This window comes from Pseudomonas sp. JBR1 (assembly GCF_028198185.1).
In the GTDB taxonomy this organism is placed as follows: Bacteria; Pseudomonadota; Gammaproteobacteria; order Pseudomonadales; family Pseudomonadaceae; genus Chryseomonas; species Chryseomonas oryzihabitans_E.
Window position 1 is genome coordinate 846,979 of record NZ_CP116340.1, and the last position, 20,680, is coordinate 867,658.

Consider the following 20,680-nt stretch of genomic DNA (forward strand, 5'->3'; position numbering starts at 1 on the left):
GCTCGGCGGCAGGGGGGATCCGCCGTCTGCTGATCGCCAATCGTGGCGAGATCGCCGTGCGCATCCTGCGCGCTGCCAAGGCCCTGAACATCGAAACCGTACTGGCCTGCAGCGAGGCTGATCAGGATTCGCTGGCAGCTCGGCAGGCCGACGCCGTGGTGGTGATCGGCCCGGCGCGGGCGGATCGCAGTTACCTGAATATCGAGGCGCTGCTCGCTGCCCTGCGGGACAGTGGCGCCGATGCGGTCCATCCCGGCTACGGTTTTCTTGCCGAGAACGCTGCCTTCGCCGACGCGGTGGAGGAGGCGGGTGCCATCTTCGTCGGCCCTTCGGGCGACATCATCCGCCGCATGGGCGACAAGGCCGAGGCGCGACGGACCGCCTTGGCCGCTGGCGTCCCCGTGGTACCCGGTTCTGAAACCGAGCCGGTCGATATAGACGCCGCTGTGGTCGCCGCCGAGGCCGTGGGCTACCCCTTGCTGATCAAGGCTTCGGCAGGCGGAGGAGGCCGGGGCATCCGTCTGGCCCGGGATGCCAACGAGCTGGCCCGGGAATTTCCCATCGCCCAGCGCGAGGCCCAGAGCGCCTTTGGCAGCGGCGCCCTCTATCTGGAACGCTTCATCGAGCGTGCCCGCCATATAGAGGTACAGATCCTGGGTGATGGTCAGCGCGCGGTGCATCTGTTCGAACGCGAATGTTCACTGCAGCGCCGTCGCCAGAAACTCATGGAGGAGGCGCCGTCACCGGTTCTGACCGCCGCGCAACGCGAAACCCTCTGTGCCAGTGCGGTACGGCTGGCCGAAAGCCTTGGCTATCGCGGCGCAGGCACCCTGGAATACCTGTTCGATGAAGCCAGTGGCGAGTTCTACTTCATCGAGATGAACACCCGTATCCAGGTGGAGCACCCGATCAGCGAGATGGTCACCGGCATCGACCTGGTCCAGGCCATGCTGCGCATCGCCGCGGGCGAACCTCTGGCGCTGCGCCAAGAGGATATCTACCTGCAGGGTGCCGCCATCGAGCTGAGACTCAACGCCGAGGACCCGGCGCGCAATTTCTTTCCCAGTCCCGGGACGGTCGAGCGTCTCCAGTGGCCGCGTGGCGCGGGCATTCGCGTCGACAGTCATCTGTATGCAGGGTACCGGGTACCACCGTACTACGATTCGCTACTGGCCAAGCTAATTGCCCACGGCGCCGACCGTCGCGAGGCGCTGGCCCGTGCGCGTCAGGCGCTGGACGAACTGCGCCTCACCGGCATGGCTACCACCGCAACCCTGCATCGACGCCTGCTGGACGAGCCCTGGGTGATTGAAGCCCGCTTCGATACCGGTACCCTGGAACACTGGCTGGCCGAGGAGATTCCCGCATGACGACCGATATCCGCTACAGCTTCGGCGGCGACGAGCACCTGTTCGTCGAAGTGTCCGAAAGCATGTCCCTGGAAGCCTTTTTCCGCGGCCTGGCCATGACCCGCGCGGTGCAGGAGCTGCAGCTGCCAGGCATCCACGACATCTGCCTGGCCAACGCCTCCTTTCAGATCCGTTTCGATCCCGATGTGCTGCCGCCCGACCAGCTATTGGCGGCGGTCCAGGGTGTAGAGGCCCTGGCAGTAGCCGAGCGCCAACTGGCCACCCGCATGATCGAGATCCCGGTGCTCTACAACGATCCCTGGACCCACGAGACGCTGATGCGCTTTCGCGATCGCCACCAGGATCCGTCCGCCACGGACTTGGAATATGCGGCCCGCATCAACGGCCTGGCCGATGTCGAGGCCTTTATCGCGGCCCACAGCGGCGCGCCCTGGTTCGTGTCCATGGTGGGCTTCGTGGCCGGACTGCCGTTCATGTTCCAGATGGTGGAGCGCGAGCGCCAGCTGCAGGTACCCAAATACCTGCGGCCACGTACCGATACACCCAAGCAGACCCTCGGTCACGGCGGCTGCTTCGGCTGCATCTATTCGGTACGCGGCGCTGGTGGCTACCAGATGTTCGGCGTGACGCCGGCGCCCATCTACGATCCAGCCCAACGTCTCGACTATCTGCAGGAGCACATGGTGTTCTTCCGGCCCGGCGACATCGTCCGCTTCCGCGCCATCGACCGTGCCGAATACGACCGGATGCTGGCCGAGGTAGAGGAGGGTAGCTTCACCCTTAATATCCGTCCGGTGGACTTTTCCCTTGACGCCTTTCTCGACGATCCCCGTGGCTATCCGCGCACCCTGATGGAGGAGCCCGCATGATCAAGGTACTCAAACCCGGCCTGGCCACCTCGATCCAGGATCTCGGTCGCGAAGGCTACTATCACCTGGGCATCCCGCCGTCTGGTGCCATGGACAGCTATGCCTTGCGCGTCGCCAATCTGCTGGTGGGTAATGCCGCCGGCGCTGCGGCATTGGAATGCACCTTGCTCGGACCGGAGCTGCAATTCGCCGAAGATGCCTTGGTCGCCCTGAGCGGCGCGCGCATGACGCCACGCCTGGACGGCGCCGAGATGCCCTTGGATGAGGCCTTCCCCGTGCGAGCGGGTCAGGTGCTCAAGTTCGATTATCTCAAGGCCGGCGCCCGTGGCTATCTGGCGGTGGCCGGAGGCTTCGACGTGCCCGAGATGCTGGGCAGTCGCTCGACCTATACCTTGGGTGGGCTCGGTGGCTTCCAGGGTAGACGTCTCGCCGCAGGAGACGAATTGACTGTCGGAACCCCGCCGACAGGCGCCAAGCCTGGAGCCCCGTTGCCAGGCGATCTGGTGCCGGCTTGCGGTGGCGAGGTGATCCTGCGTGTCGTGCCGGGTCTCTACCATCACCGCCTGACCGCGGACGCGGCCGAAGCCTTTTTCGCCGATACCTGGACAGTAGGCTCCGAAGCCGACCGCATCGGTTATCGCTTCAAGGGCGGCCGACCGCTGGAATTCACGCCACGCGAGCAACCCTTTGGGGCCGGCTCGGATCCGTCCAATATCGTCGACAGCTGTTATCCCATTGGGTCGATCCAGGTACCGGCGGGCCTCGAACCCATCGTCCTGCACCGAGACGCCGTGTCGGGTGGCGGCTACGCCATGATTGGCACGGTCATCAGCAGTGACTTGGACCTGATCGGCCAGCTGCAGCCGAATCAGAAGGCACGCTTTGTCTCCGTAACGCTGGAAGATGCATTAGCGGCGCGTCGGGTTTACCAGGAACGTTTGCAGCGCCTGGAGCAGGCCTTGGCAGGATGACTGGCGGCAAGCAGCCAGAACGCTCAGCGGTGAACTGAAAGATCCTGAAGACGCGGTCGGTAACCGGCACGTCTTCAGGATCGTCGCTGAACGATCTTGAGTAGAAAAGCTGAGCAGCGATGCGTGCGGGTGATATTGGATGCCGGCGGGAAATTGTTCTGCAGCTGTGTAGAGGTCCAGCGATTCTTCAGCGGCCTGACTAGCGAAGGCAACCTCGCAAGCCAAAGACGGTTTTGTTCGCACAGCGAAGATTCGTCACAAGCAGCAATCGCCGCAATGAAAACAAGCCGATCGACAATGTCAGGGTAGGGAAGTCAAAGCCGAGGCTGGTCTGGCAGTAAGGGAGAAAGGCAGTGGCCTAATTGGATGCAAAGGACAGAGGGCAGCACCGTTCCATATCCAATTTAACATAATATACATTATGCGAATTTGTGGTTATGGAGCGTTGCACCGAGTGTCTGCCTTTTCACGTTGGCTGCTTTCTTCCATTTCCTACGATCTGGCCATTTTGCCTGACATTGCGCCTCCAGGGATTCGGACCGCAAATTCCGCAGCACTCGTTTGTGCAAGACGTCGTCGCCCGCTTTAATCGGATAGCGTCTTTTCGCCGGACCTCGTTTCGGTTGTCGCGCCTCTGCTGTGTCACCATGCGCGAACGTCCTGGGCTTCCAACAACTATTTCATCCCGAGGAGTTTTAAATGGCTTATCAAGCCGCATCCGATCGTTATGACCGTATTCCTTACCGCCGCGTCGGCCGCAGCGGTCTCGTGCTGCCGGCGCTGTCCCTGGGTCTGTGGCACAACTTTGGCGACACCACGCCGCTGGATCGCCAACGCGCCTTGCTGCGCACCGCCTTCGACCTGGGCATCAATCACTTCGACCTGGCCAACAATTACGGTCCGCCTTACGGCAGCGCCGAGATCAATTTCGGTCGGCTGATGCGTGAAGACTTCGCCGCCTACCGCGACGAGCTCATCATCTCCAGCAAGGCCGGCTGGGACATGTGGCCCGGCCCCTATGGCCAAGGTGGCGGCTCGCGCAAATACGTCCTGGCCAGTCTGGACCAGAGCCTCAAGCGCCTGGGGCTGGATTACGTCGACATCTTCTATTCCCACCGATTCGATGAGCACACGCCGCTGGAGGAAACCGCCAGCGCCTTGGCCACGGCGGTCCAGCAAGGCAAGGCGCTCTATATCGGCATCAGCTCCTATTCGGGAACCAAGACCCGCGAAATGGCCAAGCTGCTGGCCGACTGGAAGATCCCGCTGCTGATTCATCAGCCGGCCTACAACCTGCTCAATCGCTGGATCGAAAAGGATCTGCTGGATGCGACCGAGGAAATCGGCAGTGGCGTAATCGCCTTCACGCCGCTGGCCCAGGGGCTGTTGACCGACAAGTACCTCAACGGCGTACCAGCGGAAGCCCGGGTCAACCAGCCCGGTGGCCAGTCACTGCAGCAAGGTCATCTGTCTGCCGAGAACCTGGCCCGGGTCCGTGCCCTGGATGCCATCGCCAAGCGCCGTGGCCAGAGCCTGGCGCAGCTGGCCCTGGCCTGGACCCTGCGCGATCCGCGCATTACCAGTGCCCTGATCGGTGCCAGTCGGCCTGAGCAGATCGTGGAAAACGTGGCGGCCTTGGACAACCTGGCCTTTACCGCCGAGGAACTGGCCGAAATCGATACCCATGCGGTCGAAGGCGACATCAACCTTTGGGCGAAGCCGTCCAGCGCGGAATAAGCCGCTATCTGGCGTACCTGGCCGTTCGACGATCAGGTACGCCAGCGTCCAGCTTGAGACGCAACCACCCTCACCCGCCCTCGCCCATTCGGCTCACGGCTGGCGTCTGCTCCCGACCAGTGCCCGTCGATACTGACTCGGCGTCTGTCCCATCTCGTTCCGGAAATGCCGGTTGAAGTTGGACAGATTGGCGTAACCCACCTCGAAGCAGATGGTCGCGATGGACAGCTCCGCCTGCAGCAGCAAACGACAGGCCCGCTGAATACGCAGCTTGCGCGCCAGTTCGATGAAGCCGTGGCCCGTGACTTTCTTGAAAAACCGCGAAAAGCCTGCCTCGCTCATGCCAACGCGCTTGGCGATCACCGGCAGCCGGATATCCTCGGTGAGTTCGCTCAGCAGATAGTCGAACGCCTGATGGACACGTGCGGAACTGCGGGCATCCAGGGCCGGTGCATAACAGGCACTCGCCAAGACCGACATCTCGCTGGCCGGCGCCTTGACCAGCAAGCCAAGTAACGCGAAGAGCTTGAGCAGCCGTGCGGCGCCCTGTACCTGGCCGATCTCCTCGATCAGTTCGGCGGCCTGCCGGGCCGTGCCGCCGCTGAATTCCAGACCGCGTCTGGCCTGTTCCAGCAAAGGTAGATAGTCGCCAAGCTCGGGAGCCAAGGCGCTCAGCGAGCGCAACAGCTCGCCGTTGAACTGGATGACCACGTCACGACCGGTCAATACCTCACCGGGCGGCAGATCACCAATCCAATCGTGCGGCAGGTCAGGACCGATCATGGCCACGTGGCCGGCCGCGAACGGCCCGACATAGTCGCCGGCCAGTAGCCGTCCGCTACCCTGGCGAATCAGATGGATCTCATATTCCGGATGGTGATTCCAGCGCGCCAAGGCATAGGGATAGTCGTGCTCGTACCAGCGAAAGCTCTGGTCGGGCGCGGACAGGATCACTTCCAGCTCTGCCGGCCGCGCTTCGAGGAAGGCGGAAGCCTTCATGGTGCCACCTCTGCTTGTTATGGGCCGTTCTATCCTGTCTGAGCCTATCGATGCTTTTTTGATCTGCGATACCTAGGCACTGCCGGTCAAAAAAGTATCGGCACCCGGTCAATGGCCAGTTAGCAAGGGCTTGGGTGCTGCTGTTGTAATCATCTCCAGCCGCCAGGTTGAAATCAAATTTCCATCGGCGACCACGATGCATAACAACAACAAGCTGCCGTTGCGGCAGTCACGGAGAGAAAACCATGAAGCGCCCCTGCGCAGTGCTGCTGTTGGCCGGTCTCGGATTGACCGGTGTCGCTCAGGCTGTCGAATCCGTAACCGTTGCCACCGTCAACAACAGCGACATGGTGCGCATGCAGCGTCTGTCACAGGTATTCGAAAAGCAGCATCCCGACATCAAGCTCAATTGGGTAGTGCTCGAAGAGAACGTGTTGCGGCAGCGGCTGACGACCGATATCACCACCGGCGGTGGCCAGTTCGATGTGCTGACCATCGGCACCTACGAAACACCGCTGTGGGGCGCCAAGAACTGGCTGGAACCGCTCGACAACCTACCGGCCAGCTACGACGTCGAGGACATCTTCCCCGCAGTTCGTCAGGGTCTGTCGGTGAACGACCACCTCTATGCCCTGCCATTCTATGGCGAAAGCACGGTCACCTATTACCGCAAGGATCTGTTCAAGGCGGTCGGGCTGCAGATGCCGGACAAGCCGACCTGGTCGCAACTCGCCGACTTCGCCAGCAAGCTCAACCAGCCAGACAAGGACCAGTACGGACTCTGCCTGAGAGGCAAGGCCGGCTGGGGTGAGAATGTCGCCCTGCTCAGCCTGATGGGTAACGCCTTCGGTGCGCGCTGGTTCGACGAGCAATGGCACCCCGAGCTGACCAGTCCGGAATGGATCGCGGCGGCCAATTTCTATGTCGACAACATGAAGAAGTACGGCCCACCCGGGGCGTCCAGTAATGGCTTCAACGAAAACCTGGCGCTGTTCAACAGCGGCAAGTGCGCCCTCTGGGTGGATGCGAGCGTGGCTGGCTCCTTCACTACCGACAAGACCCAGAGCAAGGTAGCCGACCAGGTCGGCTTCGCCGCTTCGCCCCAGGAGGTGACGGACAAGGGATCTTCCTGGCTGTATGCCTGGTCGCTCGCGATTCCTGCCAGTGCCAAGCACAAGGAGGCTGCCAAGACCTTCATCACCTGGGCGACCTCCAAGGAATACATCCAGCTGGTGGCCGATCAGGATGGCATCACCAATGTGCCGCCGGGCACTCGGCAGTCCACCTACAGCCAGGCTTACCTGACCGCTGCGCCCTTCGCCAAGATCACCCTGGACATGATGCAGCACGCGGATCCGGCCCATCCCTCGGCCAAGCCGGTGCCCTATGTCGGCATCCAGTACGTGACCATCCCCGAATTCCAGGCTATCGGCACCTCGGTCGGCAAGCTGTTCTCCGCGGCCCTCACCGGCCAGATGAGCGTTGAACAGGCCCTCAATGCCGCTCAGACTTCGACGACACGCGAGATGAAACGCGCGGGCTACTTCAAGTAACGCCCCCTTACCCAAGAGGCCGCCGCCCGCTGCACTAATGACTCGCGCGGCCGGCCTCGCTGATCGGAGCAAGATCATGAACAGACTGGAAGGAAAGAGCGCCCTCATCACCGGGGCCGCCCGCGGAATCGGCAAAGCCTTCGCCCAGGCCTACCTCAGGGAAGGCGCGACGGTAGCCATTGCCGATATCAATATCGAAAGAGCACGCGAGACCGCCGAAGAGCTGGGCGAAGGTGCCTATGCCCTGGCCATGGATGTCACTGACCAGGCCTCGATCGATACCGCCATCACCCAGGTGGTCGCCACTGCGGGCAAGCTCGACATCCTGGTCAACAACGCTGCCCTGTTCGATCTGGCCCCCATCGTCGAGATCTCCCGGGAAAGCTATGACCGGTTGTTCTCCATCAACGTGGCTGGTCCGCTCTTCACCCTGCAGGCCGCGGCCCGCCAGATGATCGCCCAGGGCCACGGTGGCAAGATCATCAACATGGCCAGCCAGGCGGGCCGCCGCGGCGAACCCCTGGTCGCCATCTATTGCGCGACCAAGGCCGCGGTTATCAGCCTTACCCAATCGGCGGGTCTCGATCTCATCAAGCACCGCATCAACGTCAATGCCATCGCTCCAGGGGTGGTCGATGGCGAACATTGGGAAGGCGTAGACGCCCTCTTCGCCCATTACGAACAGCGTCCGCTGGGCGAGAAGAAACGCCTGGTGGGCGAAGCCGTACCCTATGGCCGCATGGGAACCGCGGAAGATCTGGTCGGCATGGCGGTGTTCCTGGCCTCCAGTGATAGCGACTTCGTAGTCTCCCAGACCTATAACGTCGACGGTGGTAACTGGATGAGCTGATCACCATGCGGTCAGCTCAGGTCGTGCAGTTCCTTGACGATCGCTGGCCCGATCTGGAGGTCGGCAAAGCTGACCTCCAGACCTTCACGCTGTGGCGAGCAGCAATAGGGACCGACTTCCAGGGCCGCGCCCTCTTCGCTCGCGAACCGGCACAGCCGTAATAGCGGCCAGGCCACCCCGTCCAGGGAATACTGGATGCGCAGCACTTGCTCATGCAGCGTCATCCGCAGCCAGAAACCCCGGACGGCATCGGGCATCGGCCCGAGCGCCCAGTCGGAATGCCCCAAGGTCAGGACGCTACCTAGATGGGCGATACCATCGTTGATCTCGAGCCCCGTCTTGCACCAACGCTCGCTCCCCTGCCTTACCATCAGGCCAGCCTGATCGTACAGCTCGGTAAAGGTCCCGGTGATCCGTACCTGCGCCGTGAAATCCTCACCGGCCGCGAAGCCGCGGAAATGCCCACTGTCACGCTCGAAGCCGTATTGGGTCTTCTGCCAGAAGTCGGTCCCGCTATCGGTTCTTATGTGCAGCACGCCATCCGTGTCGGACCAGCGCGTCGGCTCGTTGAGCCATTGGGCAGGCAGGGTCTTCGTTGGGCTCATGGGGAGGCATCCGCAGCTGATGGGCTGCGAACACGATAGATCAAGGATGGGCGATGCGCCAAAGACGGTCCCAAATGGGTGACGCTACAAGGTCAGCAACTGATGAGGATAGAGCTTGGTGACCATCATAAGCAGGATGATGAACATCCCCAGAAAGCCGGCTATACCCATCCAGAACCACCAGGCATAAGCTCGCTGGAAATCGGCGCCCAGCAATTCACCACGCTCGGTAGCCTGCCGGGCCAGCTTCAACATTCGGCCCTGCAACCAGAGCACCGGTAACCAGAGAGCTCCTACCGCGAAAAACAACACGAGCGAGGCGAATACCCAGCTGGCGAATGGTGACAACCCCATCAGGGTAACCAGCGCAATACCTGTGCCCAGCTGCAGGAAGCCAGCCGGCGTGGTGATCCAGGTATCGAAAAACACCACCATACGCGCGACATGGGTGATCACCTGCGGTGTGCGGCTGCGTGTGGCTGCGATCAAATAGAGATAGGAACCCATGCCGAAGCCAAACAAAAACACCGCGGCCAGGATATGCAGGTACTTCAACAATAGGTAGGTCATCGCGACCACTCCGTGATCGTGATGAACGAAGGCCCTATCGCCTCCAGGTATTCTTGCAGGCCTATTTCTCCCACACAGACCCGAGCCCCAGATATGGGCTGGTAGCCTGCGGCCATCTTGCGAACCAGAGCAATGGCTGCACAGCATGGAATTTCGGGTCCCTTGTTGTGGGTGGCCAGCAATTCCCAACGGTAACTCGCCGGCTGATTGCCAAGCAAACCGCCCAATTCCAGAAAGAAGGCGCTCTTGCCAGTACCGAACGTTTCGAACCGTTGCCCAAGGCGGTGCAACTGACCGGCAATCTCCCTCGGTCTGCTTACCAGTCCGCTCCGGACGGCCCGTGCCAACAGGTGGTTGGCCAGCGTACCCAGTGCCAGACCGGGACCAGCTTTGAAGCGGATGTCCCGCAGACCATAACGTTCCGGGAAGACTGCCATGTCGGGTACATCCACATCCGCCACGAGGCGTCGACCTCGAATACCCCTTATAGGTACCCATTCCAGACCATACCAGCCTGGTACCTGCTCCAATCGTCCATTTCGCTGCTGCGGAATGGGACTCCCAGCGTAGCTGAGCACACCCTGGACCGTGGAGAGCCCAGGCATTTTGGCTGATGAGGTGATGCCGTAGCACAGCTCCTCTGGCCGAAAATCGCCAGCTGTTCTGGCCAGGTAGGCATCGATGACGGCTGCAGACAATGTAGGTACGGAACTGCAACCGCTAAGAATCGCTACCCCTCGGGCACGAGCGGCCTCATCGAGCTGGGTAATACCCGCGACGAATTCACGAGCGTCGGACAGATCGCAATAGTGTGCACCCTCTTTGATACAAGCCCTGGCGACCGCATAGCTCTGCCCCTGGAAAGGCCCCGCTGTATGAATGACAAGACCTATCTGAAAGGTTCGTAAGGCTTCGGCGAAGTCGGGGCTCAACGCATCACCCTGCCAGAATCTGGTGCCAAGCTCCTGAGCCAATACGGCCACCTGCGCCGCGCGCCCTGCCAGCGTGAGCTCGATTCCGTCCACTCGCGCCAGGCGACGGCTGATGATGGAACCGAAATTCCCATACGCGCCGACTACCATCACCTTCAGACTCACCAGAAGCCGTCCTCTCTCGATTCAAGATCTGCCACCAGCGGCCTGGCGACACCCTTTCTGGAGCATAGGTCAACAAGGTACGGAGTGTCGGATAAGGTCCGGTAGCAAGGCGCGACACTGGTCCTTGACCAGGGACTGTTCTGAAAGGCGCAACGCGGGATTTCGCCATAGGAGTCATAGCCGACTGGTTGCGGTGCGCTGTAAGCACCACTGAAATCGGCGCGAAGCTTTCTTGCAGGCATGAAAAAAGGGAGCCCTAGGGCTCCCTCATCCAAGTACGTCTGCTGTCCTCTTGTTTTTGTTGTCGGACGTCAACGTCATCGATCTTTAGTACGCCCCACCAGAGGTGGGAAGTGAACAGATTACTTTGGTCGCTCTGGAGCGTTCCAAAATGATCGGTTCGCGAGCCTTGGCCATCTTGTTTTTGTTGTGGGCTGTTAGCGGCGCATCTTGTTGTTCTTGTGCCAATAATAAAGCAGGCACTGTGCCAACATTTGTAAGCTGCTGAATTTGCTGGTTTTTATCAATTCAGCTCCAAACCGAAGCCAGCCTGGCAATAGGATTTCGTTACCTTTTCACTCGGAAATGAAGGATCTGGTTACGACATCCACCCGCCCGGTAACGCCATCGGTCTCCGGAATGCTCAGCGACTGTAGGTCGATCGCTTGAGCGTGGCTTCATTGTTGCGCTGGGCCACTGGCCGCTCCGGATTGTCGGTCGGCAGGTACAACAGTCGTGTAGCCAGCACTTCGCGACGCGGCTTGATGTCGGGTCGCAGCGCCCCGCGTTGGGTGCGGTCGAAGTCACGCAGATCGACGACCTGCATGCCATCCTGGGCCGGTACCACGAACACCGGCAGGTTGGCGTGGATCATGGCGTCGTAACGGCTTTCCTCGCCGAACCAGAGCATCGCCCTAGGATGCGGGGCGATTTTCTTGTGCCGAACCAGGATGTCGTCGTCGGCCATGCGATTGAGCGTCTGGTGTTCTTGCCATTCCGGCGTGCGATCCAGGGCGATCCGCTCACGGTCGGCACGTGCCATGGCCAGGGTCTTTAGCTGCTCCCGTACCTTGGCTACCTTCACCCGCTCTCCTCCTGCCGTATGTCCGGCCCAGGTAAAGGTCAGCTGCCGCACCGGGTCGGGAAAGCCATGTACCTTGCGGATCAGCTGCTTGGTATTGAAAGCGCCACCCAAGGCCTTGCGCATGATTCGCGGCCGCGCTTCAGGAGCCAGTTCCAGTTCCAGGCGTGTCTGCTCGATCGCCTCGCTAAAGGCAACCTTGCAGGTGTTGATGGCCAGGATCTCTTCCATCAAGGGCTCGGCCAAGGCGATATAACCTGGCAGACGACTGACGGTACCCGGCGCCTGCCCCGGTTGCAGATGGAACGCCAGCAAGGCATCACGGGTGAGTTCCACGGCGGCGGCGCCCTCGAAAGACTCCGCCGCGATGTGGTCAGGCACACGCTGCTGCGCCAGCAAGGGCAATCGCCACGCCCGCGCGGCTATCACTTTACTGGGCCACCGTTCATTGAAGGTCTCGATACTTCGCTTGAGATCTTCGAACGCGCTCTTGATGTCTTCGTGCATAACCGACTCCAACCTGATAACTACCAGATTGTAGCATTTGCGCGAATTTACCCTCTTCCTTGATTACCTTGCGTAGGGTTTCGACAATTAAATTGTTTATATATGGGTGGTATTACTTAGCATGGGATGGAGCTGCTGGGTGAATTGGGAGCGTCCATCCTGATCACGCAAGGTGACGGTCAAAACAGCGGATTCGCCCTCGATCTCCACTTCGCCAAAGAACTGAAAGCCTCCCAGGGGGGACGTATTGGCCTGAGGCGGCGCTTTCTGGAACACGACCTCGGGGCCGAACGTGGCATCCAGTGGATTGGGGCCGAAGCTACCCGCATTGAGCGGTCCTGCCACGAATTCCCAGAAAAGCTCGAATTCCTGGAAGGCAGCCCGGTTGGGGTGATAGTGGTGAGCGGCGCAGTAATGCACGTCCGCGGTCAGCCAGACGGTATTGCGGATCTTCTGACTAGAGATGAAGCGGAGCAAGTCAGCCATTTCCAGCTCCCGCCCCTTGGGTGCACCGGGATCGCCATTGGCGATGGCTTCCCAGCGCGCCTGACCCTGCGCATCCTTGCCGTCCGGGACCTGCAGGCCGATGGGCATATCAGCGGCGATGATTTTCCAGGTCGCGGTGGACCCTTGCAGCCCCTTCTTGAGCCACTCCAGCTGCTCAGCCCCCAGGAAAGCACCAGGACCGCCCTCCTCGCTGCCCAGGTTGCTGTCATTCCCCGCGCGATAGCTACGCATATCCAGGACGAACATGTCCAAGAGCGGGCCGTAGGCGATCTTGCGGTAGATGCGCCCTGCCCCGTCGGCCGACACGCCACGCATGGGCGCGTACTCCAGAAACGCCTGACGTGCCCGACCGCTCAGGACCTTGATGTCCTTGACTTGGTAGCGATCGTCCAGCGTCTTGCTTGGCGACCAGTTGTTGGTGGTCTCGTGATCGTCCCATTGCCACACCTGCGGGACTTCGGCATTGAATCGCTTCAGATGGGTATCCATCAGGTTATAGCGATAGTTGCCGCGGAATTCGTCCAGCGTTTCCGCCACCTTGCTCTTGGCTTCTGTGGTGATATTGCGCCAGATGCGCCCTTCTTCAACCGTCAGCTGTGCTGGTACGGGGCCGTCCGCATAGATGGTGTCGCCACTGTGCAGGAAGAAATCCGGACGCCGCTCGCGCATGGCGCTATAGATGCGCATGCCGCCGATATCGGGGTTGATACCAAAGCCCTGCCCCACGGTATCGCCACCCCAGACGAAACGAATATCGCGGCGTTGAGTGGGTGCCGAGCGTAGGTGGCCGGCAACGGGCTCGCTGAGGGCACCGGTATCCAGATCCTCGAAGCGGACGCGGTAGAAGATCTGCTGATCAGCCGGCAGCCCCGCCAGATCGACGCGGGCGGTGTAGTCCTGGGCCGCCGTGGTGACCGGCCCCGCCGCTTTGTGCGCCGAGCGGAAGCTCGCCTGGGTATCCCACTCCACCAGCAGCCGTGCCGGCCGATCCGTGCGACTCCATATGAGGGCACGGCCGTCCATGACATCTCCGGCCTGAATCCCATCGGTTATGGCCGGTCGCCCTGCAGGCGCTGCCCAGGTACGAGCCCCGAAGGCAGGTAGCAATAACGTAGCGCCCAGCCCCTGCAGGACACGACGACGATCAGGACGAACAAGAGACATGGCAGCAACCTCTGGTGGAAAGCTGCTAGCACTACCCTGCCTTGATTACCTGTTTGTGACAGAGAAGGTTCAGGAGTAACAGGTGCCTGCATATAGGGGTGGTATTAAGATCAGATGCTTGGGGTTGCATGCCCTGAAATGGCATCATGGCGCCCCTGTTGCGGCCCGCCGCCATGGCTGTCGCGAAGTTGCTTGGAGCCCCCATGTCCGCCAGACCCTACATCGTTGTCACCCCTACCAAATCCGCGCTGCACGGACGAATCGCCCCTCCCGGCTCCAAGTCCATCACCAACCGGGCGCTCTTGCTGGCGGCCTTGGCCAAGGGCACCAGCCGCCTGACCGGCGCGCTCAAGAGCGACGATACCCGGCACATGTCCGAGGCGTTGCGCTTGATGGGGGTGACCATCGATGAACCGGACGCCACCACCTTCGTGGTGACCAGTAGCGGGCGCCTGCAGCAGCCGGCGCAACCCCTGTTCCTGGGTAACGCAGGCACTGCGGTCCGCTTCCTGACCGCGGCGGTCGCCACCATCGATGGCACCGTCACCGTGACGGGCGACGCCTACATGCAGAAGCGCCCTCTCGCGCCCCTGCTGGACACATTGAGTGCCAACGGCATCCAGGTGGCAGCCCCGACGGGCTGCCCTCCCGTGACGGTCACTGGCCAAGGGCGTCTCACGGCGCGCCGCTTCGAGGTGGATGCCGGCCTCTCCAGCCAATACGTCTCCGCGCTGCTGATGCTGGCAGCGCTGGGTGAAGCGCCCGTGGAGGTTGCCCTGCGCGGCAGTGATATCGGCGCCCGTGGCTACATCGATCTCACCGTGGCGGCCATGCACGCCTTTGGTGCCGAGGTCGAGCAACGGGACGCCGCGACCTGGCGGGTAGCACCGACCGGCTACGTCGCACGGGATTATTTCATCGAGCCGGACGCCTCTGCCGCTACCTATCTATGGGCCGCGCAGGCCTTGACCGGTGGCACCATCGACCTGGGCGTGGCCGACGCTGCCTTTACCCAGCCAGACGCCAAGGCCCGCGAGTACATCGCGGCCTTCCCGCGGCTGCCAGCGGTCATCGACGGTTCGCAGATGCAGGACGCCATCCCTACCCTGGCAGTGCTAGCAGCTTTCAACGAAACCCCGGTGCGTTTCGTGGGCCTGGCCAACCTGCGCGTCAAGGAGTGCGATCGCGTGGCCGCGCTGCACGATGGCCTGAACGCCATCCGTCCCGGTCTCGCCCAGGTGGAAGGTGATGACTTGCTGGTAGCCGCGGATCCCGCCTTGGCCGGCAGCCAGGTCGAGGCCGTGATCGAAACCCACGCCGACCACCGCATCGCCATGTGTTTCGCCCTGGCCGGACTCAAGGTGGCAGGCATTCGTATTCTGGATCCCGAATGCGTGGGCAAGACCTATCCTGAGTACTGGAATGCCCTACGCAGTCTGAACGTCCAGCTGAGCGAGGGTATCGAAGCCTAATAACCCGCATTGCGCGCTCGCTGAACGGAACCCCAGCATGTCGATCACTTCGCTCGAACAGCATGCACTCTTGCAGCTGACGTCCCATGCCCTGGTCATCACCGACCGCGATGGGCGTATCGAGCGTTGGAACCGGGGAGCGGAGCTCCTTTGCGGCTGGCCAGCTGCGCAGGCACAGGGGCAACTCCTGCTCGAACTGCTGACGGCTGGCAAGGACAGCGCCTTCCTGGCGACCGCCCAGCATCAGTCGCTGGTCGATGACCACGGTCGCGGTGCAGGCTGGATCGCCGTTCAGGGCAGCGCCTCCCGTTGGGTGGAAGTCGCCACGACGGCGCTGAGAAGCGCTGACGCGGTACTCGGCTTCGCCCATGTCCTGCAGGATCGAACCGATCAGCTGGTGTCCGAGGAGCGCGTGCGCCTGGCCCAGGAGGTCGGGCGCGTCGGCACCTTCGAGTTGCTGCCGGATGAAGCCCGCCTGCTGGTGTCTTCCGGCTTCTGTCAGCTCTGGGGGCTGCCGGAGCGACGCAGCTATGGCCTGGATGAGTTGATCAGGCAGTTGCATCCCAATGACATCGGCAGTCTGCGTACCCTGACCGCGACGCCCGCTGACGACGCCCTCGACTATCTCGAATACCGTATTCGTCGGGCCGATACCGGTGAGGAACGCTGGCTGGGACGCCGTGGCCAGTTGATGAACAGTCAGGGCGGTGGGCGCTACCTGGGCGTCTGCTACGACATCACCGAGCGCAAGCGAGATGAGGCGGCCATTACCGAACGGGATGTCTGGCTGCAGGAGCTTTACCACGGCATGCGCGAGGGGTTCTATACCGCCCAGGCGATCCGGGATGCCAATGGCCTCATGGAAGACTTCCGCTTCCTGGAGGTCAATCCGATCTTCGCCACCCTGACCGGCATCCCGCTGGACCAGGTACTGGGCAGGACGCTGCGCCAGTCGCTGCCGCAACTGGAAGCCGATCTACTGCCCGCCTACATCGATTTCATGAACTCCGACGCCGAGTTCACCCAATTCGACATCCTGTTGCATCTGCAACACGAGCATTGGTACGAGGTACGCGCCCACAAGCTGCCAGGCGATCGCTTCGCGGTGCTATTCATCGACATCAGCGGCCACCGCCGCCAAGCCCAGGAACTGGCCCGCAACGAGGCGCAGCTGCGCGCCATCATCAACTCCATCGACCAGATGGTGTGGGCCACCCGACCCGATGGCCATCACTTCTACTTCAACGATCGCTGGTATGAATTCACCGGGGTGCCCGAAGGCTCCACGGAAGGCGAAGGCTGGGCCAACGTCTTCCATCCCGATGACCAGGAACGCACCTGGAAGGTGTGGCACCACAGCCTCAGCACGGGCGAGCCCTACCACATCGAATACCGCCTGCGGCATCGTTCCGGTCGCTACCGCTGGGTACTTGGCCGGGCGCAACCGGTACGTGACGCCAAGGGCCGCATCGAGCAGTGGTTCGGCACCTGCACCGATATCCAGAGCATCGTCGATGCGCGGGAGGTCCTGACCCGCTCGCGCAAGGAGCTCGAACACCAGATCGAACTGCGGACCCGCGAGCGTGACCGGATGTGGCGCATCAGCCACGATCTCATGGTGATCTGCCGAGCCGACGGCGAGGTGAAGACCGTCAACAGCGCGGCCACTCGCCTATTGGGACGACGCGAGACGGACCTGGCCAGCGTTCAGTTGGCCGAATTGATTCACCCCGACGATCAGCGCCAGGTGTTCGATACCCTGAGCTGCCTGGGGCGTCAGCAGGGCTCCGCGAGCCTGAGGGCACGGTTGCGAGGGCGTGACGGCAGTTACCGGGTGCTCGACTGGACGGCGACGGCCGAGGATGACCTCATCTATGCCGTGGGCCGGGATGTCACCGAGCAGCAGGAACTGCAGGAGCAGCTGCGCCAGGCGCAGAAGATGGAAGCGGTCGGTCAGCTCACCGGCGGTATCGCCCATGACTTCAACAACCTGTTGACCGGCATCATGGGCAGCATCGACATGCTGCAGCGCCACCACAAGGCCGGACGCCAGGACAAGTTCGATCAATACCTGCACTCGGCGTTGAGCTCCGCCCAGCGCGCGGCGGCTCTGACCCAGCGCCTGCTCGCCTTCTCCCGGCGCCAGGCACTCGATCTGCAGCCCATTCACGTGAACGATAGCGTCAGGTCCATGGAGGAGCTGCTGCTGCGCAGTCTGCGCGGTGACATCGTCCTGGTGCTCGATCTGAACGAGGATCTCTGGCAGGCGTTGACGGACGGGCACCAGCTGGAGAGCGCCCTGCTCAACCTGGTCATCAACGCTCGCGATGCCCTGCCCCACGGCGGGACCATCCGCATCGAAACGCGTAATGTCTACCTTGCCGAGAGTGGCAATGGCCTGGATGCGGTGAGTGCCGGTGACTACGTGGCGCTGCTGGTCACCGACGACGGCACCGGGATGCCGCCCGAGGTCGTGGCGCGCGCCTTCGATCCCTTCTTCACCACCAAACCCATCGGCCAGGGCACCGGTCTGGGCCTGTCCATGATCTACGGCTATGCCAAGCAGTCCAAAGGGCACGTCCGTCTTGATTCCGTACCCGGCAAGGGCACGATCGTAGGCCTGTATCTGCCCCGCTACCTGGGGGCCGACGTCGAGCCACCCCAGGTGGCCATCCCTGCCCCTACCCCCAGCGGCGCCGGCAAGACCGTTCTGGTGGTGGAGGACGAGCCCGTCGTGCGGCAGATGGTCGTGGATCTGCTACGGGAACTGGGCTACGCCACCCTGCAGGCCGAGGATGCCCGCGCCGCCCTGCCCCTGCTGGAAAGCCAGCGTCCGATCGACCTCTTGCTCTCCGATGTCGGCCTGCCCGGCATGAACGGGCGCCAGTTGGCCGAGATCGCACGCCAGCGCCGCCCCGGGCTCAGGGTGCTCTTCGCCACCGGGTATGCCGAGGGCGCTCATCTGGAAGGCTATCTCGACCCCGGCATGACCCTGATCACCAAGCCCTTCAACCTGGACGCCCTGGCGCTTCGCGTCGGCGAAACCCTGGCCGCGGACAGCGACGGCCTCAGCGCCGCAATTCCTCGCCCGCAAGACGTCGATAGCTGAGCGGACTCTGCCCGGTGCCGCGGCGAAAGAAGCGCGAGAAATAGGCCGGGTCGGCGAAGCCGAGCAGATCGGCCACCTCCGCCACCGACGCCTGGGTATAGGTCAACCTGCGCCGCGCTTCCAGCAACAGGCGCTGGTGCACGATGGCCAGGGCCGAGGCACCCGCCAGCTGCCGGCACAGACTGTTCAGATGCATGCCCGAGATACCGAGCGCCGCCGCATAGCGGCCGAGACTCCACTGCTCGCGATAATGCTGCTCCACCAGCGCCAGGAAGCGACCCAGGTGCTGTTCGGCGCGGCGTGGCAAGGCCACCTCCTGCTCATGTCGATGTTGCCGAATGAGCCAGATCGCCAGGCTGTCGAGCAGGGCTTCGAGCAGCACTTCGCGTCCAGGCCGGCGCCCTTCGTATTCCGCGACGAGCTGACCGACGAGCTGGTCGATCCACAGGGCGTCGGCCTTGGCCAGCACCAGGCGCTCTGCCTTGAAGAACAGGCCCTGTCCGGCTCTCTGGCAGCGTTGCTTCAGGCGCTCCAGCTGCGGGACCGGCAAGGTGATCACGAAGCCTTCGACCGCTGGATCGAAGGCGAAGGCGTGCACGCACAGCAGGGGTAGCACCACCAGCAAGGGCCCGGACAGCTCGCCGTGCCAATCCTCCAGCTGCAATCGCACCCTGCCCCGGCGTACATAGAGCAACTGGGCCAGATCCGCGTGCCTATGGCTCTCGATGCACCAGCCATGCAGCCGACTTCGACTCTCGATCGTCTCGCAGTGCAGCAGATCCGGTGCCGGCCAGGCCTGAGCCTCGCCGTACAGCTTGAAAATGGGTGGATAGGCGTCGTTCACCGTCAGCCCCTGGGCGATAGCCGCACGAATCATTGGAAAGTACCAGAAAGTCAGCACGAACCGCCTGTCGATACTCGAAAAAATCGTTCAAAAATACCGGAGCCATACAAGAAGACGGCGATTACGCCAGATAAGAGGACCTGCTTCATGCATACCCAAGTCGTCATCATCGGCGCCGGCCCATCGGGCCTGCTGCTCGGCCAGCTGCTCACCCGCTCCGGGATCGATAACGTCATCGTCGAGCGCCAGACCGCGGACCATGTCCTCAGCCGCATCCGCGCCGGGGTACTCGAGCAGGGTACGGTGGATCTGCTGCGCCAGGCAGGTGTCAGCGAACGGCTGGAACAGGAGGGGCAAGTGCATGAGGGGGTGGAATTCGCCATCCATGGCCAGCGCGAGCGACTGGACCTAAACGATCTGCTCGGCGGTCGCTGCGTCACCGTCTATGGCCAGACGGAGGTGACCCGTGACCTGATGGCCGCCCGGGTAGCCAGCGGCGCTCCTACCCTCTACCAGGCCAGCGAGGTTCGACTCCACGAGGTCAAGGGTCAACGGCCCTCTATCACCTGCCAGGTCGCGGGCGATGTCCTGCGGATCGACTGCGACTACATCGCCGGCTGCGACGGCTTCCACGGCGTCTCGCGCCGCACCATTCCAGAAGGTGTGCTCACCGAGTACGAGCGGGTCTACCCCTTCGGCTGGCTGGGGCTGCTGAGCGATACCCCGCCGGCCAGCGAGGAACTCATCTACGTCAATCATCCCCGCGGCTTTGCCCTCTGCAGTATGAGATCCGCAACGCGCAGTCGCTATTATCTGCAGGTGGATGCCAGCGATTCGGTGGAGAACTGGTCGGACGAGCGCTTCTGGACGGAACTCAAGGCACGGCTTCCCGCCGAGACGGCCGCCCAACTGGTGACCGGACCCTCCCTGGAAAAGAGCATCGCCCCGCTCCGCAGCTACGTGGTCGAACCGATGCAGTATGGCCGGCTGTTTCTGGTCGGCGACGCGGCTCATATCGTGCCGCCCACCGGCGCCAAGGGACTCAATCTGGCCCTGGGCGATGTGCGCAATCTACATCTGCTGCTGGAGCGGGCCTATCACCACGGCGACGCCAGCTGTCTCGAGCGCTACTCCGAACTTTGTCTCAAGCGCGTCTGGGCCGCGGTCCGTTTTTCCTGGTGGATGACCACGGCGCTGCATCGCTTTCCCGATACCGATGCCTTCACCCAGCGGGTGCAGGATGCCGAGGTGCGTGCGCTGCTGGACTCCAGAGCCGGTCGCACTACCCTCGCGGAGAACTACGTCGGCCTGCCCTTTCCGGACTTGGATTGATCGAGCGGGCAGACAGGTGGTGAGCGGCGCCCGTCTGATGCAT

16 protein-coding genes are annotated in these 20,680 nt (G+C 62.4%); 9 read left to right on the forward strand and 7 right to left on the reverse strand.

Annotated elements, in window-relative coordinates; translation table 11 throughout:
- Window positions 1-17 precede the first annotated feature (17 nt).
- The 4 genes from PJ259_RS04060 (at window position 18) to mgrA (ending at window position 4,947) form a co-directional block, all read left to right on the forward strand.
- Window positions 18-1,370: an acetyl-CoA carboxylase biotin carboxylase subunit gene (locus tag PJ259_RS04060; RefSeq protein WP_442964886.1), complete on the forward strand. Its 1,353-nt coding sequence runs from the start codon at window positions 18-20 to the stop codon at window positions 1,368-1,370.
- Window positions 1,367-2,239, forward strand: a complete 873-nt coding sequence (locus PJ259_RS04065; protein WP_271654820.1) for a 5-oxoprolinase subunit B family protein — start codon at window positions 1,367-1,369, stop codon at window positions 2,237-2,239. Before PJ259_RS04060 ends, PJ259_RS04065 begins: the two co-directional genes overlap by 4 nt.
- Window positions 2,236-3,210, forward strand: a complete 975-nt coding sequence (locus PJ259_RS04070) for a biotin-dependent carboxyltransferase family protein (protein WP_271654821.1) — start codon at window positions 2,236-2,238, stop codon at window positions 3,208-3,210. Before PJ259_RS04065 ends, PJ259_RS04070 begins: the two co-directional genes overlap by 4 nt.
- Before the next feature lie 699 nt (window positions 3,211-3,909).
- Window positions 3,910-4,947, forward strand: a complete 1,038-nt coding sequence (gene mgrA, locus PJ259_RS04075) for an L-glyceraldehyde 3-phosphate reductase (protein ID WP_271654822.1) — start codon at window positions 3,910-3,912, stop codon at window positions 4,945-4,947.
- Between the two features lie 93 nt (window positions 4,948-5,040).
- On the opposite strand, the gene PJ259_RS04080 is transcribed toward mgrA, so the two are convergent.
- Window positions 5,041-5,946, reverse strand: a complete 906-nt coding sequence (locus tag PJ259_RS04080; RefSeq protein ID WP_271654823.1) for an AraC family transcriptional regulator — start codon at window positions 5,944-5,946, stop codon at window positions 5,041-5,043.
- 245 nt (window positions 5,947-6,191) lie between these two features.
- Between PJ259_RS04080 and PJ259_RS04085 the strand changes: the two genes are divergently transcribed.
- On the forward strand, window positions 6,192-7,499 hold the full coding sequence (locus PJ259_RS04085) for an ABC transporter substrate-binding protein (RefSeq protein WP_271654824.1): 1,308 nt from the start codon (window positions 6,192-6,194) through the stop codon (window positions 7,497-7,499).
- A gap of 76 nt (window positions 7,500-7,575) precedes the next feature.
- Window positions 7,576-8,349: an L-iditol 2-dehydrogenase gene (locus tag PJ259_RS04090; RefSeq protein WP_271654825.1), complete on the forward strand. Its 774-nt coding sequence runs from the start codon at window positions 7,576-7,578 to the stop codon at window positions 8,347-8,349.
- 11 nt (window positions 8,350-8,360) lie between these two features.
- On the opposite strand, the gene PJ259_RS04095 is transcribed toward PJ259_RS04090, so the two are convergent.
- The 5 genes from PJ259_RS04095 to PJ259_RS04115 form a co-directional block, all read right to left on the reverse strand.
- Complete coding sequence (locus tag PJ259_RS04095) at window positions 8,361-8,954, reverse strand: DUF1349 domain-containing protein (RefSeq protein WP_271654826.1); 594 nt, start codon at window positions 8,952-8,954, stop codon at window positions 8,361-8,363.
- An 84-nt stretch (window positions 8,955-9,038) separates the two neighbouring features.
- On the reverse strand, window positions 9,039-9,524 hold the full coding sequence (locus PJ259_RS04100; protein WP_271654827.1) for a DUF2269 family protein: 486 nt from the start codon (window positions 9,522-9,524) through the stop codon (window positions 9,039-9,041).
- Entirely contained in the window at window positions 9,521-10,621 is a 1,101-nt protein-coding gene (locus tag PJ259_RS04105; RefSeq protein WP_271654828.1) for a saccharopine dehydrogenase family protein, read from the reverse strand. Before PJ259_RS04105 ends, PJ259_RS04100 begins: the two co-directional genes overlap by 4 nt.
- A gap of 643 nt (window positions 10,622-11,264) precedes the next feature.
- Window positions 11,265-12,209, reverse strand: coding sequence for a DNA replication terminus site-binding protein (locus PJ259_RS04110; protein WP_271654829.1), 945 nt, complete (start codon window positions 12,207-12,209; stop codon window positions 11,265-11,267).
- Between the two features lie 96 nt (window positions 12,210-12,305).
- A complete protein-coding gene (locus tag PJ259_RS04115) occupies window positions 12,306-13,880 on the reverse strand; it encodes an alkaline phosphatase D family protein (RefSeq protein WP_271654830.1) in 1,575 nt (524 codons plus the stop codon).
- A 203-nt stretch (window positions 13,881-14,083) separates the two neighbouring features.
- On the opposite strand from PJ259_RS04115, the gene PJ259_RS04120 reads away from it, so the two are divergent.
- Together PJ259_RS04120 and PJ259_RS04125 are read left to right on the forward strand one after the other, a co-directional pair.
- Entirely contained in the window at window positions 14,084-15,352 is a 1,269-nt protein-coding gene (locus PJ259_RS04120; RefSeq protein WP_271654831.1) for a 3-phosphoshikimate 1-carboxyvinyltransferase, read from the forward strand.
- A 37-nt stretch (window positions 15,353-15,389) separates the two neighbouring features.
- Window positions 15,390-18,461 (forward strand): hybrid sensor histidine kinase/response regulator, encoded by a 3,072-nt coding sequence (locus PJ259_RS04125; protein ID WP_271654832.1) that lies wholly within the window; start codon window positions 15,390-15,392, stop codon window positions 18,459-18,461.
- Here PJ259_RS04125 and PJ259_RS04130 read toward each other — a convergent pair.
- Window positions 18,421-19,338 (reverse strand): helix-turn-helix domain-containing protein, encoded by a 918-nt coding sequence (locus PJ259_RS04130; RefSeq protein ID WP_271654833.1) that lies wholly within the window; start codon window positions 19,336-19,338, stop codon window positions 18,421-18,423. The genes PJ259_RS04125 and PJ259_RS04130 overlap by 41 nt on opposite strands.
- Before the next feature lie 114 nt (window positions 19,339-19,452).
- Here PJ259_RS04130 and pobA point away from each other — a divergent pair, with 114 nt between their 5' ends.
- Window positions 19,453-20,637 (forward strand): 4-hydroxybenzoate 3-monooxygenase, encoded by a 1,185-nt coding sequence (gene pobA / locus PJ259_RS04135; protein ID WP_271654834.1) that lies wholly within the window; start codon window positions 19,453-19,455, stop codon window positions 20,635-20,637.
- The last annotated feature ends 43 nt before the right edge of the window (window positions 20,638-20,680 follow it).

What these genes read in the sequence shown, in the direction of transcription:
- mgrA (WP_271654822.1), top strand. Translation starts at nt 3,910, where the DNA reads ATGGCTTATCAAGCCGCATCCGATCGTTATGACCGTATTCCTTACCGC.
- PJ259_RS04130 (WP_271654833.1), bottom strand. Translation starts at nt 19,338, where the DNA reads ATGATTCGTGCGGCTATCGCCCAGGGGCTGACGGTGAACGACGCCTAT.
- PJ259_RS04100 (WP_271654827.1), bottom strand. Translation starts at nt 9,524, where the DNA reads ATGACCTACCTATTGTTGAAGTACCTGCATATCCTGGCCGCGGTGTTT.
- PJ259_RS04085 (WP_271654824.1), top strand. Translation starts at nt 6,192, where the DNA reads ATGAAGCGCCCCTGCGCAGTGCTGCTGTTGGCCGGTCTCGGATTGACC.
- PJ259_RS04095 (WP_271654826.1), bottom strand. Translation starts at nt 8,954, where the DNA reads ATGAGCCCAACGAAGACCCTGCCTGCCCAATGGCTCAACGAGCCGACG.
- PJ259_RS04120 (WP_271654831.1), top strand. Translation starts at nt 14,084, where the DNA reads ATGTCCGCCAGACCCTACATCGTTGTCACCCCTACCAAATCCGCGCTG.
- PJ259_RS04080 (WP_271654823.1), bottom strand. Translation starts at nt 5,946, where the DNA reads ATGAAGGCTTCCGCCTTCCTCGAAGCGCGGCCGGCAGAGCTGGAAGTG.
- PJ259_RS04065 (WP_271654820.1), top strand. Translation starts at nt 1,367, where the DNA reads ATGACGACCGATATCCGCTACAGCTTCGGCGGCGACGAGCACCTGTTC.
- PJ259_RS04070 (WP_271654821.1), top strand. Translation starts at nt 2,236, where the DNA reads ATGATCAAGGTACTCAAACCCGGCCTGGCCACCTCGATCCAGGATCTC.
- PJ259_RS04125 (WP_271654832.1), top strand. Translation starts at nt 15,390, where the DNA reads ATGTCGATCACTTCGCTCGAACAGCATGCACTCTTGCAGCTGACGTCC.
- PJ259_RS04090 (WP_271654825.1), top strand. Translation starts at nt 7,576, where the DNA reads ATGAACAGACTGGAAGGAAAGAGCGCCCTCATCACCGGGGCCGCCCGC.
- PJ259_RS04115 (WP_271654830.1), bottom strand. Translation starts at nt 13,880, where the DNA reads ATGTCTCTTGTTCGTCCTGATCGTCGTCGTGTCCTGCAGGGGCTGGGC.
- pobA (WP_271654834.1), top strand. Translation starts at nt 19,453, where the DNA reads ATGCATACCCAAGTCGTCATCATCGGCGCCGGCCCATCGGGCCTGCTG.
- PJ259_RS04110 (WP_271654829.1), bottom strand. Translation starts at nt 12,209, where the DNA reads ATGCACGAAGACATCAAGAGCGCGTTCGAAGATCTCAAGCGAAGTATC.